Here is a 15,402-nt window from a genome sequence, read left to right as displayed (position 1 = left end):
CATGCCGTACATTATCTATACGTGGTACCTTGTGCATCTTGCTCACTTAAAACCAATAAAAACGATGTGAATTATTAGAATGGGAGTATTTTAAAAAAATGTGCCTGTGAGGGGAGAAAAATGAACAAAAAGCAAATAACTTCCGTCGTGCTATTGATTCTCGCAATCGTCGCGAGCACCGGATGCAGCATAAAAGGCGCTGATCAACACGTTGCAAGTAATGATGCGCCTGTACACTTGGTTCTATATCAACGCGGGGCCAATATTTCCGATGAGGAATATAATGTTCTGATTGCTGAGCCGGTAAAAAAGAAATATCCGAATATAACATTAGAACTTGTGCGTACGGACGCGAACACCACACCGCAAACCCTTGTAGCAAATGAAATTTTGCCGGATATTGTGTTCGGAAGTCCCGATGTTATCCGTCAGTTCAAGGAACTCGATGCGCTGGAAGATTTGACGCCTTTGGTGAAATTCAACAACATGGATTTAAACGCTTTTGAACCGACGGCGATTGAAACGATCCGAGCTTATGGAGAGCAAGGACAGTTGTATGCCCTTCCGTTTTCCATCAACTTTCCCGCGCTGTTTTATAACAAAGATCTGTTTGATAAATTCGGTGTGCCCTACCCTAGAGACGGCATGACGTGGGAAGAAACGACGGAGCTTGCGAAGCAGATGACCCGAATGGAGAACGGGCAGCAATATTATGGCTTACATCCCGCCGGCGTGGATCGAATGGCAGGTCAGCTTTCACTGAGATCTTATAATGCGACAACGAAAAAAGCAACATTGACCGGAGACGAGTGGATTCATATCTTTAAAGTTCATAAAGCCATCTGGGATATTCCGGGCAATAAACCCGGAAACAATATTAAAACGTTCGAAGCGGATCGCACCTTGGCGATGATGGCAGCCATGGGAGCGCGGTTGGGAGAATTTGAAGAGTTACATAACCAAGGAAATCCGATGAATTGGGACATGGTATCACACCCGTCGTTTCCGGAAGCACCCCAAATCGGCGCGGAGCTTGACGTCCATCTCTTGATGCTAACGTCAACAGGGAAAAATAAGGAGGCCGCATTTAAGGTGATGCAAGTTGCAACGGATGTGACCAACCAACATGAAATGAATAAACGGGGCAGGTTGACGAGTTTGATCGATCCGAAAGCGAAACAGGATTTTGGTGTCCGTTTGAAATCTTTGGAAGGAAAGAACGTAAACGCGATCTTTTATAATAAGAACGGGGTCAGGAGAGGCATTGACAAGTATTCTCAGATCGCAAGTTCTCATATTGGCCCGGCCATGAATCAAAAAGTTCTTGCAAATAATGTGGATATTATAACGGCGCTCCGCGAGGCGGAGGAACTGGCCAACAAAAAAATAGAGGAAGAACTGGCGAACAGCAAATGACCTATTCAGGGACGGAGCTGACGGTTACAAACCGAACGCCACAAGGTGCGGCTCTAAAACCGCCGCTCGGATGGAAAGCTTCGACTGCTACGGCTGTGCCGCGCCGTGTCCATATGTCCGCGTACCGGCAAGCGAGCATGCTGAGAACAACGCGCGACTGAACAACCCCATGGATACGATTGAATCGATTGGAGCTTTCTTTGGAAGAAAAGAACGACATCCGATTCATCAACATATGGGGCGGTCAGGTCATGCGGGATGACGGAGCGGTGCTGACTGTCGAAATTGCTGGCTACGACGTATTGATTTTCGGTATGTTTAGCGGTAAGTCGCACACAATGTTGGCCGAATCCGTTATTTTGAGGCCAAGTCTTTACGATCCGCTGCCTGAGGAGGCTGCTCCATCCATCCGTGATCAATCAAAATAGTGGCTCCATCCTCAACATACTTTCCAACTTCTAATAGGAGGCGCCCAAACTTTTCTGCCACATCCAGCCTTGCACTCATCGATAAAGCATTTCCATAAGCTCGTATTCTTACCGCAAACATATCCAGTTTATGGAACATCATCAACTTATCTGAAAACGGTGCAAACGTTGACGTGGTCACTAAAGGATCAAGCATGGGAGGTGCAGATAAATCCTCCTGCTGTAACAATTGACTAAAGATATTGTAATGTTTTTCTGCAATTTCTTTACCTCTTAGGAAATACTTTCTTGTTTGGTCCGTTTTCGTTATCTGGCTAAATCCAAGTAAGACGGCTTTACTTGTCGCATTATTTTCAATGTTGTCGTATAGATGTGTAATCTCTAAAGCTTGAAGCGGTCGAACGTCACCAAAAAATCCATTTAGATAACTTTGTTCTTTTATAAAATCTACACGGTCTGGATAAGGAATATAAGAGGGCTTCGTTAACAGCCCTTTTCTAATTAATATTTCGTTAATCTGATTCATTAATTTAACGGTCAAATCGATACATTGTGTATAAAATGCTCTAACATCTGATCTTGTGACCAACGGTATAGCAATTGCATATAGGCTAATGCCTGCTTTGCCCACATATTTCAAATAATGTGGATAGAATTCGTCTGCGAACAACCTAGGCGCACCTACATTTACATCATCCTTAGTAAACCCTCTGGGAATAGGATAATTTTCCTGTTCATAGATCTCCGTTATGGTTTGCACGAATTCGTTGGATAAACCAATGGCGTTTTCTAGGAGTTTTTTAATCTCTTCATCATCAACATGGTTAAGCATATAGCTTAAAACGCATTGAGACATTGTATTTCCAACATATGTAGCCCATAATTTACCTTGCTCAGCAGAAGTTAATTTACCTTCATTATTGGTTACATTGATTTTAGTTGGCTTAATGGTTTCCATAATGAACCTCCTTAATCCTAGATTATCCATTTTATTATCGGGAATTTTGCGAGCAATTATTCTTCTCCGTGTATAACAATTTCGTTAGATTTAATAAGCGGAGTAATTATACCCCTTCCATTTGCTTAATATACCAAACAGGGTATTACAATCCCGAATCGGTTTCATGTACAAATGGCCCGGCATCTCCCGGATCTCATTCACCGCCGCGGTCGCTCGTTTCCTAGCGGTTTGCTTCAATGATTGACAATATCCACAAGCTTTAGTAAATTCATTTTAGTTAAGCACTTAACCAAATGAAAGCGATGTGGCGATATGAGGAAGGACGACCTGCAGCAGTATGTACTTGATTTGCCACTGCACAATCTGGTTTTCTTCACACTGGTAGAAACGACGGCCAAACTGGTCGATGTCTCGGAGAAATATTGGCAGTCCAAAGGAGTCAATGGAGCAAGAATTCGAATTTTGGTTGAAATCATGAAGGAAGGAGGCACCATGCTTCCATCGAAGCTGGCCCAAAAAATCGGAGTAACAAAGTCGAATATAAGTCTGTTGCTTAGCCCCTTAGAAAAGGAAGGATTTGTTGGCCGGCAACCTCATCCGAGTGACGGCAGAAAATGGGTGATTTCCATTACAAGCGAAGGTCAAAGCCTCTTGTGGCGATATTTACCCGACAATCGGCAAACGATTATGGAAAAAATGCAAGCGCTGGAAGACAAGGAATTGAGCCAACTCCTAGTCTTTTTAAATAAATTAAGAAAGGCTTAATGAACAATTTACGCATTTAGTTAAGTCCTTAACTAAAAATACATTCAGAAAGGATGTAGTTCCGTGTCGATCGTTATTACAGGGGCCAGTGGCAAATTAGGCCGTTTCATCATCAACCAGCTCCTTCAAAAGGTTTCATCGGAACAAATCATTGCTTGCGTTCGCCGTCTCGAATCCGGTAAGCCGTATGAGGAGCAGGGAATTATCGTCCGGCATTGCGATTACGATCAACCCGAATCGCTTGAACATGCTTTCGCAGGAGCCTCCCGATTGCTATTGATTTCAAGCTCGCATCACGACGATACCATACGCTTACGCCAACATGCCCATGTCATTGAAGCGGCGAAAAAATCGAAAGTGGACCATTTACTTTACACCAGCTTTGCATTCCCTGAACATGGATCCGTTTCGCCCGTTCATTTGCATTTGGCTACAGAACATGCGATTCGAACCACTGGAATTCCCTTTACTTTTTTACGGAACGCTTTGTACACCGATTTTGTGGGAGCTCTCGATATAAACGAGGCGATAAAGAAGGGGAAACTTAGCATTGTTCCTGGAGATTGGAAGTTCAACTCGGTCACGCGTCAAGATCTAGCCGCCGTCTGTGCTGCCGTTCTTTCCGAACCCGGCCATAAGAACAAAATATACGAACTCACCGCATCCGCTCCTTGGACCTTTGAAGATTTGGCCGACGCTTTATCCAGCCTTTCAGGTAAGACCATCTCCCTGCAGCCAGACCCCGAGATCCGAAATTGGATATACGGGTTCTTAAGCAAAATCGATACGACATCGACCTCGAGCGATCTGGAACGGTTACTTGGGCGTCCGGTCACTACATTGAAAGAAAGCGTAAAGCCATTTATCTCGTTATAAACCGGCTCCCCTGTTTGGATTATGGCGCCCTCTAGAAAAGACCCCTGCCAACCTTGTATGCCGCGCGGCGGAAGGGTAACCTAAATCGCTACTTTAACTCGCAGGATAACGTTAGCCGAATTAAAGCTTTATAGGAGATATACCGTTTGATTCGCTCATAATGCTCCATAAGCAGATCATTTTTTTCTGCCAGCTTGCGTTTAGCTCGTGAAAAATTATGTTTTATTTGACGAGTAGAATGAAGTGGATTGCTACACATGACCGATAGCATCTGCTGCGCTGCCTGTTAGGGCTAAAAAATGGAGATTGCCAAAAAAAAGGGACGCCCCGTTATGACGGGCTTGTCCGCTGGTTCGAAACCTAATGAAATCAAGGTGGCGTTCTTATAGTTATCTACAATGAAAGCGAATAGATAACAAAAGGGGAATTTTCCCTAGGTTCGTTGTATCAGTAATCCCAAAAAATAGTGCCTTGATGTTAAGAGACGAAACAAAAGGATGAAGGAAAATATGGCAGATCGGAAGTACAAGTTGGGTGTCATTGGATTAGGCGAAGGACGAAGCATTATCTCAGCTGCAATGCAGAGCGAACGTTGGGAGTTGACAAATGTCTGCGATCTGAACGAGGACCTATGCAAGGAACGTATAGAGGAATTCGGCTTACTCCGTTATACGACCCATTACGACGATCTGCTCAGTGATCCGGACATTGAAGTTATCGCGATCTACACACCGGATCAACTGCATGGCCGGCATATCAAGCAGGCACTTGAGGCAGGCAAGCACGTTATTGTCACGAAGCCGCTGCTGCATTCGCTGGAGGATGCATCCTCCTTGCTCCTCGCTTCGAAGGCGGCCGGGAAGCTTGTATTTGTCGGGCAGAGCACGAGGTTTTTCGAACCAATGATCCATCAGCGGAGAGATTTTTTGGCGGGACGGCATGGTGAAGTTGATACGGTGGAAACCTATTACATCTCGGATTCTCGCTGGTTTCTACAGCGGGATTGGAGCCTCCAGAAAGGTTTCAGTTGGCTGCACAATTTCATGAGTCACGCTGTCGATCTAGCCAGATGGTATATTCCGTGTATAGAGGAAGTGTTCGGTTACGGACACTCGAGTAAAGTGAATCAGGAATACGGGTTGACTTGTCCCGATACATTAAGATTTTTGCTGAAAGATGAAGTAGGCCGTATTGCTCAAGTAAGCGGCTCCTATACGAAGCCAACGCTTCGTCAGGTTGACTCGGGAATTGGCTGCACGCTGCGAGGTTCCAAGGGAACAAGTCGAGCTCTTTATTCTAAGCTGCTTTACCATACTCATTTTGCAGGTGAAGAACCGACAACGCATTCGTTTGAAGAGAAGCGTTCTTACTATTTCCGTTTTGAAGGCGAAAGCCATCATGCCGGGGAGTATCAGAACTACATCGAATACTTCGCCGATTGTCTAGACCAGGGAGTGACACCGATGCCGGATTTGAACGAAGGCATTCATACGCTGGCAATAATGGCCGCTATGGAGAGAAGCATACAAACCCGGCAGCCGGTGCTGATCGATGATATATTACAGGAATATTCGCTTCAAGAAATAAGGAGGAGCCGGTAAATTAGCCCTTTGTGATTAGCATAAAAAAGGTTAACGGATACGATAATGAATTGACCCATTGGAGCAAGCGCCGAGGCGACCTGCTTCTATGGATATAGGTGCAGTTCCAGGAGCACTTTTTCTCTTGTGCGGCTGCAAAAGATTGTGTTCCTCACGAGTAGAGATTTGCCATTTTAGGACTGCTCCTAGTGTTGACAGAAAGTGGGATTCATTTTACAATTAAGTTGTTACATCATGGTATACAATCCCATATTATGAAATGCATGAATGTTTGAGATATCAACCATTCACCATTATAAACTGCACCGGATGCATAATCTAAATAACGGTGCAGTTATTATTATATACTTATTATGAGATATAATCTCATATTATGAAAGTAATAACTCTCTTCACTTCGCAGAATTAACGTGTTGAATAACTCACAAACACGTCTTTTTGAGGGCAGTGCTACTACGGCTTTTATGGTTATTGCCGACAAATGAAATCCGCTGTGGGGAAAGGAAGCGGATGGGGTGGAGCTAGGTGTCGCTACGGAAAAAGTCGATATGTGCATGTTCGATTAGTACTTAAGGAGGCAGCCCAATGACTGAGATCAGGCTGGAAGTCAAAGATTATCACCCGTTATATAGCAATAGTATGGATAGCGGGCCGTATGGAATTGGACTCATTGGTTGTGGCGGCATTGCGGTGGGTAGACATTTGCCCGCATACCGCAAAGCGGGATACAACGTTGTGGCCTGCTGCGATATTCGCGAGGATGCCGCCCGCAGCACCGCGGAGAAATTCGGTATCCCCTTCTGGACGACAAATATCAGGGAACTTCTGGAACAAGACCGCGTAGCTATCATCGATATGGCCCTTCATCCTCAGCATCGGATGGAAGTGTTGATAGAAATCGCGAAGCGGCCTCGCCCCGTCCTTACACAGAAGCCTTTGCATTTTGATCTGGGCGAGGCTGAACGGTTAGCAGAATTTGCAGACCAATCTGGGATTGTGATGGGCGTCAATCAGCAGGCGCGGTGGGCGCCATCCCACCGTGCGCTTCGGATCCTGCTCGATCGGGGCGTGATCGGTCAACTATACAGCATCCAGAACGTGAAGCGGACGTTTCAGGATCAGCCGGGCAAATGGTGGACGAAGATGGAGAATTGCAATATCGTCGACAACGGAGTTCATTACTTGGACATTTGCCGCTACTTTGCCGCTTCTCCCGCTGCCGGAGGCAAGGAGTGGACCCGGCTTCACTGTACGACGGCGGAAGTACCGGGTCAACATGCGGTTAGTCCGATGATCTACTCGATGAACATTGAATTCGGTGAGGCGGGGGGCCGGGCGTCGCTGATGGCAAACCTTCATTTCAATAATATTGCTCGCGCAGTCCGTTCACATTCGTATACTTGGAGCTTGGACGGAACGGAGGGCAGTATGTGGGCGAGTCATGATAAGGTGTGGATCGCAAGGGTGAAAGAGCCGAGCACGATTCATGAAATTGCACTCGAGGGATCTTGGTTCCCGGATGCATTTATAGGTCCAATGGGAGATTTAATGAATGCGATCGCTTTATCTCAGCCCCCTTCCGTTACACCCCTAGATAATTTAAATACGGTCGCCATGACGAGCGCTGCCGTTATCTCCAGCCAGGAAGGCCGTGTCGTTGAACGAACGGAGCTGCTGAAAAGCATCCACTAAAATACGAATGTATCTTCATTGAAAGGATTCGATCAGACGCGTTTCTGATAACGCTTTCAAATAGAGGAGGTCCATGTATGTGGAAAAAAAGTAGTGTTGTGTCTTTCGTATTCGTTAGTCTGACGGCTGTTATCGTCGGATGCAGCGGCGGAGATACCGGTAAGCAGCAAACTGCGCCGTCCCCGGAGCCCGAGAAAGCGATGGTAAGTATCGATCAATTAGAAAATAAAAGCCCGATTACGCTCAAGATTTGGACCGGAGCCAACGAAATCTTATGGAAAAACACGATTGAAGATCCGATCAAGAAGAAGTTTCCCAATATTACTTTGGAAAGAGTCCCTCTGCAGCAAAATACTTTGGAAAAATTGATCGCCGCGGGAAATCCGCCCGATATCATCCACGGTTCGAAAAACCATATGATTTTGCAAGTGATGCCGACAAAGATGCAGTTCGATCATACCGAACTGATTAAGAAGTATAACTATGACCTGGGCCGTCTCGCCCCCGAATTGCTGCAAAGCATCAAGGCATTCGGGGATAAAGGGCAAATGTATGGCTTTCCGAATACCAGGGTTCTGTATGGGCTTTTGTACAATAAACAGCTGTTTGACCGTTTTGCCGTCCCGTATCCGAAGGACGGAATGACCTGGGATGAAGCGATTCAGCTCGCCAAGCGCATGACGAGAAATGAGAACGGTGTCCAATATCTGGGGATGGAACTGCCCTTTTACAGCATCATTCCTTCGCAATTGAATTTGGAGGTGATCGACCGTAACGACAAGGCAAGCCTGTCGAAATGGTCGAGAGGCGCAGCCGTATCTAAGCAAATATATGATATTCCAGGTAATCAAGGACCATTATTCGGGAACCTCGCCCAATCCTATGATCCTTTCTACAAACAAACGTTAGCCATGCTGCCCAGCAGCCTCGATACGATGTTCGGCGCGGCAAAAAATTATCCCGATTTACAATGGGATCTCGTAACGATGCCTACATTGCCTGAGGCACCCAATACGGATCCTTACATGAACTACAGCTTCTTTGCCGTTACTCCCATGACTCCGCATAAGGAAGAGGCATTCAAGGTCATTGCCCATTTGCTTTCCGACGAAGTACAGACGCAGATGGTTCGTAAAGGGTATCCTACTGTGCTGAAAAATACGGACATTCAGAAACAGTTCGCCGCCGAGGTTCCGGAGCTGCAGGGGAAAAATTTGCAGGCTCCCTTCAAAAACAAACAATCGGATCCATTTGTGAGCAAATATTTTGACTCCTCCGTTGACTTGTTGGCCAAAAACGCATTCATCAAAATCATGAAAGGCCAAGGGGACATCAATACCAACCTGCGCGAGGTGGATGAGGCCATCGATAAAAAGGTGGCGGAGTTGAAAAAATGAAGCCGAATGAATACGTTGTGGAAGGTCATTCCCCAATCGGAAGGAGCGTTTCTCATGAATGATATAATGTGTATTGTTGATAAGCCAATAGCATATTCTGAAAAAAGCTATTACTTAAATAATAGAGCCCCCCTTAAATCACTCCCGTTTATGAAACTGCCTATAGGCCATATTAAGCCAAGAGGATGGTTAGGGAAGCAGCTTGATTTCATGCTGGATGGCGTGACCGGCAGACTTCCGGAATTCGGCAAATTTTTTGAGTACCGGAATAACGGATGGCTTCATCCCGAAGTGGATTCCGGGTGGGAGGAAGTACCTTATTGGTTTAGAGGTTTTTATTCCCTTGCTGCGATTACAGAGGATGCAAGGTGTTTGGATATTTGCCGTCAATATATAGATGCAATGATCTCAGGTCAAGATGAAGACGGGTATTTTGGACCTAAATACTTAAAGTCTGCAAAAGGGAAAAACGGTCAGGTCGTTTGCGACCTATTTCCGCATATGGTGATATTGAGTGCATTTATTGAGCATTTTGAATATACCGGCGACCCGCGAATCTTACCGTTCCTGAACAGATTTTTTCGTTTTTGTTCGGGGATACCGGATGAAATGTTTATTCCTCTTTCTACGGAAGGAAATCTGGGATGGGGCGGGAAAGCGTTTGGAAGCATGCGTCCATTTGTACAAAGCGTTCGAGCCGGTGAAATGCTTCCCCATTTATTTTGGTACTATAATCAAACAGGCGATAGTAAAGCATTGGATTTGGCCAGGAGATTTTTTAAGCATATAAGGCCTCCGTGGGACGAATGGCTTGACCATCATGCTGTAAATTTTGCTCAAAGATACGCGTACAGCGGCATTTACTCTCAGTTATCCCAATTGAATTATCACATGGACCAGACGGAATACTGGTACAACCAGCATATGTCGACATGGGGACAGATGCCTCGAGGAATCTTTGGCGCAGATGAACGAATTAGACCCGGCTGTGTCGACCCAAGACAGGCTTTTGAAACATGCGGTATGGTAGAGTTCGCGAGAAATTTTTATATGCTCGGTAGAATAAACGGTAACGCGAAGTATGCAGACCAATGTGAAGATATCATGTTAAATCATTTTCCTGCTGCCTATACGCCGGACCAAAAAGCACTTCATTATTTAACCGCCGCGAATATGCCGCAGCTTGATGTTTCTTTTCATCACCATTTTAGAAATGGGGATGAACGGTCTAATAAATCATGTTTAGCGTATACACCATTTAACAGATGCTGCGGACATAACGCCGGTATGGGATGGCCATGGTATGCACAAAACTTATGGCAGGCCACTTCTGATAAAGGATTAGCTTCATGGCTCTATGCGGAATGTGAAGTAAGTGCAAAGGTAGGGTATGATGACGCTGATGTTAAACTGTATGTTGATACGCACTATCCATTTAAAGGAAATGTAAATATTACGCTTGAAATGGATAAAGATACACAGTTCCCGTTATATTTACGAATACCCGGATGGTGTACGTCTTTTACCGTTTATTTAAATGGAAATGAAGTTTGTAAGCAAACCGAAAAAAGCAAGTTTTTATTAATGAATCGGCTTTGGCGGCACGGAGATCAGATTCAAATCAAAATGGAGATGAAGACTAGCGTTACGCAATGGCCAAGGAACGGGAGTATAACGGTAGATAGAGGCCCCTTGAGTTATTCAATTAAGATAGAAGAGGAATGGAGAAAACATTTAGATATAGGTCACGATCCATATAGGGGAACTGCGGAGTGGCCAAACTGGGAGGTTTTGCCCAAGACACCGTGGAATTATGGCCTGGTACTAGATCGTAATAATATAGAGGAATCCGTAACCGTAAACGAAAAAGAACGTATGGAAGAGCAGCCGTGGACCGTGGAGGGAGCACCCGTCGAAATAAAAGTGAAGGCAAAAAGAATTCCGAACTGGACTCTGCAGGATGAAACGGTTGATGAGCTTCAAAATTCACCCATTCGTTCAGAGGAGCCGGAAGAAGAAATCAGTATGATTCCATTGGGATGCGCGAGACTTAGAATGTCTTGTTTGCCTATGATCGATGACAGTGAGGAAGCGAATGAATGGCAAAAAGCAGCTCCACATATTGAATTCGCGAAAAGGTCAAAAAACAGGTTCGATATCATCGAGCCTGTTGTAAACGATAAGAAACAAGAAGATGTGTAATATACTTCCTTCGCATAAAACAAGTCTCGACGGGGGCTTCTCCGACAATGAAAAGTACTTTGCCGGAAGTACATAGGAGGTACCTATATGAAACAAAATGAACTTCATTATGCAACAATGATAAAGGAACAGTTCCCCGATGTGAGCATACAAACTATCGAATCGCTCGGTGAAGGCTTCCGGAATTACGCGATCCTCGTCAATGGAGAATGGGTATTTCGTTTTCCCAAGGGTCAACAAGGAGCAGATGAATTGAACAAAGAAATTCACTTGCTGCCTTTGTTGGTCGATTGTGTCAAGGTTAGTATTCCGGAATTTGTATATATCGGAAGGCAAAGCGATGGAAGTCCCTTCGTAGGCTATAGGAAAGTCCAGGGAGAGATCTTGGGGGAAGACGGAATGGCCTCTTTCCCGGATATTGTAACAGATCGATTCGCTCTGCAGCTTGCTGATTTCATGAATGGATTGAGCGCATTTCCCGTTGAAACTGCCATTCAGGCTGGAGTTCCTGTTCGAAACCTGAAAAATGATATTTGCTTGCTAATGGAAGCGGCGGAGAAGCAGGCGTTCCCGCTTCTTAATGTGTCTTTACGGGAATATCTCTCGCTACGCTTCCAATCCTATCTGGATCATCCGGAATATACTCGATATACTCCGGCATTGATTCACGGCGATTTGTCACCTGATCATTTTTTGACGGATTCACATCATACCGCAATAACGGGTATTATCGATTTCGGTGATGCCGCGATAAGTGATCCCGATTACGATTATGTATATCTTTTGGAGGATTGCGGCGAGCCGTTTACTCGGCAAGTGATGGCTTTTAGAGGCGAGGTTGACTTGGACGCTCACATCAGAAAAGTCTCCTTGTTCGTAACGTTCGATCAAGTCAGTTACTTGTTAGAAGGCTTAAAGGCCGGGGATCACGACTGGATCTCCGAAGGGTTAGAAGTATTGGAAGAGGATAGGGCCAACAACGCATTGTGATATCGGCCGTTTTGGAAGACGTGATTAATCAAAAGATTTCCTGTCACTTTCTTCGAGAACGAGCCTTTTTTTGTTTTATGGGCTAAGTTCTTCAATGGCAAATGACAAGAACTTTAGCCCATTCCCGATTTTGACAAATCATGCGGAGGATGAACGTAATCGCGGCGCCGCGGCTGATGATGATACCGCGGAAGTGCACAGCTCGATCTACATGAGTCGCGAGCGATATCGATTCCTAATATAGTACATTGGAACCCGCAGTCGAACCGCGAAGCTCCTGAACGTCCAGCATGGGCGGCCGTCCGTACATACGAGCATATTCCCGGCTGAACTGGGAAGGGCTCTCGTAGCCAACACGGAAGGCTGCATCGGAGGCTTGCACAGCTTCCGTCAACATTAATCGCCGGGCTTCTTGCAAACGCACCGTTTTTTGGTATTGCAACGGGCTCATCGCCGTGATTCGCTTGAAATGCTTATGAAACGCCGACGTGCTCAAGTTCACGGACTTTGCAAGCTGCTCGATCACAATCGGACGGTTGTATTGCCGGTTAATCAACTGAATCGCTTGAGCAATATTGTGCGCATGGCTGCCGATGATCGCGAATTGATGGATGAGTGCGCCTTGTTCGCCTTGAAGCACTCGATACAAAATTTCGCGGATGACGAGCGGCGCCAAAATCGGAACGTCCTCAGGCGCATTGAGCAACTGCAAGAGCCGCACGATGGCATCGAGTAATGGGAGAGACGTTCCGTTCACAGTTATGCCACGACTGGCTTCCGCAGGAACGAAAACGGGACGATTCGTTTCTTTCACGATGTCTAAGATGACGTCGGCGTCGAAACTCAGTTTCAAGCTTAAATACGGGATCTCGGGCGAAGCTTCGATGATTTTGCCGATGATCGGCAATTCGACGGAAGTGACCAGGTATGTCGAGGGATCGTAGCGGTAGGTTTCGTCGGCCAGTGTGGCCGTTTTCGCCCCTTGCGCTACAACGCAAATGGATGGCTTATATACGGATTCCAGCGGTTCTGACAACTGTGTGGCATGCATCAGCGCCAAAGAAGGCACGGCCGTCTGATGTGTACCGCTCGATGGAGCATGGCGGCGTATCAAGAGCGCCAATTGTTGCAAGGCTTGCTCTATGCGCAATGATTCAATATTTGTGTCCATGTTTGTGCGCTCCATTCCAGAAAGGATGTAGTTTACTTTTATAATAGCGAGATAGAAGACAATTAGGCAAGGATCGAACAGATATGTTCTAACCGATTAATACAAACATTTACTATAATGAATTTGCAAGGTCGAACATGGCGGATAATCGATCGGCCTAAATCAAGTTAAAGGAGAGTATGGAAATGAGCATAAATGGAAAAGTCGCGATCGTCACCGGAGCGTCGCGGGGGATCGGACGGCAAGTGGCCATCCAATTGGCGCAATCCGGCGCAAAGGTGGTTGTCAATTATTCGTCGAATCAAGGGAAAGCTGGCGAGGTCGTAAAGATAATTGAGCAATCCGGCGGCGAGGCGACTGCAATCCGCGCGGATGTGAGCATGGTGAGCGAAGTCGAAGCGTTATTCTCGGAGACGCTCGAGCGATACGGGCGCGTGGACATTCTGGTCAATAATGCCGGCATGTTGGAATGCATGGCTATCGAGGACGTGAAGGAGGAGATGTTTGATCGGCATTTCGCCATCAACGTGAAAGGGACTTATTTCGCTTGCCAACAAGCGATGAAGCATATGGCAAAAGGCGGGACGATCATCAATTTTTCGACCTCCGTGTCGGGCGCGATGCTGCCGACGTACAGCGTCTACGCCGCAACGAAAGGTGCGGTCGAGCAGTTGACCCGCCAATTGGCTAAGGAATTCGGTCCCAAGGACATTGTCATTAATTGCATCGCGCCCGGGCAAGTGTCGACCGAGTTATTCTTGAACGGCAAATCACAGGAGCTGATTGATTCGTACCGCAGAATGAATGCGTTTGGGCGGCTTGGCGAACCAGAGGACATCGCGAATGCGATCGAATTGCTGGTCAGCGGCAAAGCCCGTTGGATAACGGGGCAGACGATTCGCGTAAACGGCGGGTTTAACTGAATATTGCGGAAAGCGGTTCTTGGAAAGTACGGACGAATGGACAACGGGGCAGTAGCGTTGGCTGTTCGTTCATTTTTATTTTCCAGTGCGGGAAAAATAACGGACAACTATGTCGATCGGGTCATGCCGGCAAAATAAGAAGAGGAATTTGAGAAATGGTGTAATATCCCTTCTCAAAATTTAACATACTAATCATCGTGATGTGTTAAGGCTCGTCGCCTTGATCTATAAGCTTCAAATTCGGAAGGATGACGAATGTGGGCTATCCAGAAGTTACATTTCGCATTATTTGCTCTTTTATCGTTCTTTTAGTCTTGGCCAGGATCATGGGTAAAACGGAAATCGGTAAGCTGAATGTTTTTACCTTTATCACGGCTATTACAATAGGGAATATAACGGCCTCTGTAACTACGGAACAAAACCTGGACATTGATAAAGGGTTATTTGCCGTATTCGGCTGGGCGGTACTAACGATAGTAATGGGTTACATTAGCTTAAAGTCAAAAGCGGCACGCCGACTAATAACAGGTGAACCTGCCATAGTAATAAGACAAGGGAAGCTTATGGAAGAGGAGCTGAAAAAGGCTCGTCTTGATTTAGATACGCTTCAAGGCATGCTGCGCCAGCAAAATGTATTTTCTTTAAAGGACGTTGAATACGCGATTTTTGAAATCAACGGTGACCTGTCCGTTATGAAAAAACAAGACAAAAAGACATGTTCAAATACAACGTATAAAAAAACGCTGATATTCCCGACTTCAACCGGGGTCATATCAGATGGGAGAATAAATGAAGACTCCCTTGCAAAAATGAGTCTCGACGTTAAATGGTTGGAACAACAATTGAAAAAGGCGGGGGTGAATTCGGTTTCGGATGTATTCTACGCAGAGGTACAAACCGATGCCACGTTGTATATTGATTATAAAGCGGATCATTTGATATGAACAAACGCAAGGAATTTTGGGTTCGCAGCATGCGGG

The 15,402-nt window shown here is 45.8% G+C and carries 13 protein-coding genes; 11 read left to right on the top strand and 2 right to left on the bottom strand.

The window, feature by feature from the left end; all coding sequences use genetic code 11:
• Nucleotides 1-120: 120 nt before the first annotated feature.
• A complete protein-coding gene (locus ACFQI7_RS00315) occupies nucleotides 121-1,416 on the top strand; it encodes an ABC transporter substrate-binding protein (protein WP_218096421.1) in 1,296 nt (431 codons plus the stop codon).
• Nucleotides 1,413-1,577: a hypothetical protein gene (locus ACFQI7_RS00310; protein ID WP_218096420.1), complete on the top strand. Its 165-nt coding sequence runs from the start codon at nucleotides 1,413-1,415 to the stop codon at nucleotides 1,575-1,577. The genes ACFQI7_RS00315 and ACFQI7_RS00310 overlap by 4 nt, the downstream gene beginning before the upstream one ends.
• 193 nt (nucleotides 1,578-1,770) lie before the next feature.
• Here the strand turns inward: ACFQI7_RS00310 and ACFQI7_RS00305 are convergent, their stop codons facing one another.
• On the bottom strand, nucleotides 1,771-2,802 hold the full coding sequence (locus tag ACFQI7_RS00305; RefSeq protein WP_218096419.1) for a DUF3231 family protein: 1,032 nt from the start codon (nucleotides 2,800-2,802) through the stop codon (nucleotides 1,771-1,773).
• Nucleotides 2,803-3,117: 315 nt separating this feature from the next.
• Between ACFQI7_RS00305 and ACFQI7_RS00300 the strand changes: the two genes are divergently transcribed.
• From ACFQI7_RS00300 to ACFQI7_RS00270, 7 genes are all read left to right on the top strand, one after another.
• Complete coding sequence (locus tag ACFQI7_RS00300) at nucleotides 3,118-3,570, top strand: MarR family winged helix-turn-helix transcriptional regulator (RefSeq protein ID WP_218096418.1); 453 nt, start codon at nucleotides 3,118-3,120, stop codon at nucleotides 3,568-3,570.
• 63 nt (nucleotides 3,571-3,633) lie between these two features.
• The gene (locus tag ACFQI7_RS00295; RefSeq protein WP_218096417.1) at nucleotides 3,634-4,446 is read left to right on the top strand and encodes an SDR family oxidoreductase; all 813 of its coding nucleotides are present in this window, start codon (nucleotides 3,634-3,636) and stop codon (nucleotides 4,444-4,446) included.
• A gap of 509 nt (nucleotides 4,447-4,955) precedes the next feature.
• Nucleotides 4,956-6,047, top strand: a complete 1,092-nt coding sequence (locus ACFQI7_RS00290; protein ID WP_218096416.1) for a Gfo/Idh/MocA family protein — start codon at nucleotides 4,956-4,958, stop codon at nucleotides 6,045-6,047.
• Nucleotides 6,048-6,632: 585 nt separating this feature from the next.
• The gene (locus ACFQI7_RS00285; RefSeq protein ID WP_218096415.1) at nucleotides 6,633-7,739 is read left to right on the top strand and encodes a Gfo/Idh/MocA family protein; all 1,107 of its coding nucleotides are present in this window, start codon (nucleotides 6,633-6,635) and stop codon (nucleotides 7,737-7,739) included.
• Between the two features lie 77 nt (nucleotides 7,740-7,816).
• Nucleotides 7,817-9,136, top strand: a complete 1,320-nt coding sequence (locus tag ACFQI7_RS00280) for an ABC transporter substrate-binding protein (protein ID WP_218096414.1) — start codon at nucleotides 7,817-7,819, stop codon at nucleotides 9,134-9,136.
• Nucleotides 9,137-9,190: 54 nt separating this feature from the next.
• The gene (locus ACFQI7_RS00275; RefSeq protein WP_218096413.1) at nucleotides 9,191-11,338 is read left to right on the top strand and encodes a beta-L-arabinofuranosidase domain-containing protein; all 2,148 of its coding nucleotides are present in this window, start codon (nucleotides 9,191-9,193) and stop codon (nucleotides 11,336-11,338) included.
• 87 nt (nucleotides 11,339-11,425) lie between these two features.
• Complete coding sequence (locus tag ACFQI7_RS00270; RefSeq protein WP_218096412.1) at nucleotides 11,426-12,328, top strand: phosphotransferase family protein; 903 nt, start codon at nucleotides 11,426-11,428, stop codon at nucleotides 12,326-12,328.
• A gap of 235 nt (nucleotides 12,329-12,563) precedes the next feature.
• Here ACFQI7_RS00270 and ACFQI7_RS00265 read toward each other — a convergent pair whose 3' ends face one another.
• On the bottom strand, nucleotides 12,564-13,499 hold the full coding sequence (locus ACFQI7_RS00265; protein WP_218096411.1) for an AraC family transcriptional regulator: 936 nt from the start codon (nucleotides 13,497-13,499) through the stop codon (nucleotides 12,564-12,566).
• A gap of 185 nt (nucleotides 13,500-13,684) precedes the next feature.
• Here ACFQI7_RS00265 and ACFQI7_RS00260 point away from each other — a divergent pair, with 185 nt between their 5' ends.
• Nucleotides 13,685-14,422 carry an SDR family oxidoreductase gene (locus ACFQI7_RS00260; protein ID WP_218096410.1) on the top strand — a complete coding sequence of 246 codons (738 nt, stop codon included), beginning with the start codon at nucleotides 13,685-13,687 and terminating at the stop codon, nucleotides 14,420-14,422.
• Between the two features lie 257 nt (nucleotides 14,423-14,679).
• Nucleotides 14,680-15,366, top strand: a complete 687-nt coding sequence (locus ACFQI7_RS00255; RefSeq protein ID WP_218096409.1) for a YetF domain-containing protein — start codon at nucleotides 14,680-14,682, stop codon at nucleotides 15,364-15,366.
• Nucleotides 15,367-15,402: the final 36 nt, after the last annotated feature.

It is taken from the genome of Paenibacillus allorhizosphaerae, from assembly GCF_042659105.1.
Taxonomy (GTDB): domain Bacteria; phylum Bacillota; class Bacilli; order Paenibacillales; family NBRC-103111; genus Paenibacillus_G; species Paenibacillus_G allorhizosphaerae.
This window is presented reverse-complemented; position numbering and strand designations above follow the sequence as displayed.

Bases quoted from the DNA above. Each gene is read 5' to 3' on its own strand.
- ACFQI7_RS00315 (WP_218096421.1), top strand. From the start codon at position 121: ATGAACAAAAAGCAAATAACTTCCGTCGTGCTATTGATTCTCGCAATC.
- ACFQI7_RS00310 (WP_218096420.1), top strand. From the start codon at position 1,413: ATGACCTATTCAGGGACGGAGCTGACGGTTACAAACCGAACGCCACAA.
- ACFQI7_RS00305 (WP_218096419.1), bottom strand. From the start codon at position 2,802: ATGGAAACCATTAAGCCAACTAAAATCAATGTAACCAATAATGAAGGT.
- ACFQI7_RS00300 (WP_218096418.1), top strand. From the start codon at position 3,118: ATGAGGAAGGACGACCTGCAGCAGTATGTACTTGATTTGCCACTGCAC.
- ACFQI7_RS00290 (WP_218096416.1), top strand. From the start codon at position 4,956: ATGGCAGATCGGAAGTACAAGTTGGGTGTCATTGGATTAGGCGAAGGA.
- ACFQI7_RS00285 (WP_218096415.1), top strand. From the start codon at position 6,633: ATGACTGAGATCAGGCTGGAAGTCAAAGATTATCACCCGTTATATAGC.
- ACFQI7_RS00280 (WP_218096414.1), top strand. From the start codon at position 7,817: ATGTGGAAAAAAAGTAGTGTTGTGTCTTTCGTATTCGTTAGTCTGACG.
- ACFQI7_RS00275 (WP_218096413.1), top strand. From the start codon at position 9,191: ATGAATGATATAATGTGTATTGTTGATAAGCCAATAGCATATTCTGAA.
- ACFQI7_RS00270 (WP_218096412.1), top strand. From the start codon at position 11,426: ATGAAACAAAATGAACTTCATTATGCAACAATGATAAAGGAACAGTTC.
- ACFQI7_RS00265 (WP_218096411.1), bottom strand. From the start codon at position 13,499: ATGGACACAAATATTGAATCATTGCGCATAGAGCAAGCCTTGCAACAA.
- ACFQI7_RS00260 (WP_218096410.1), top strand. From the start codon at position 13,685: ATGAGCATAAATGGAAAAGTCGCGATCGTCACCGGAGCGTCGCGGGGG.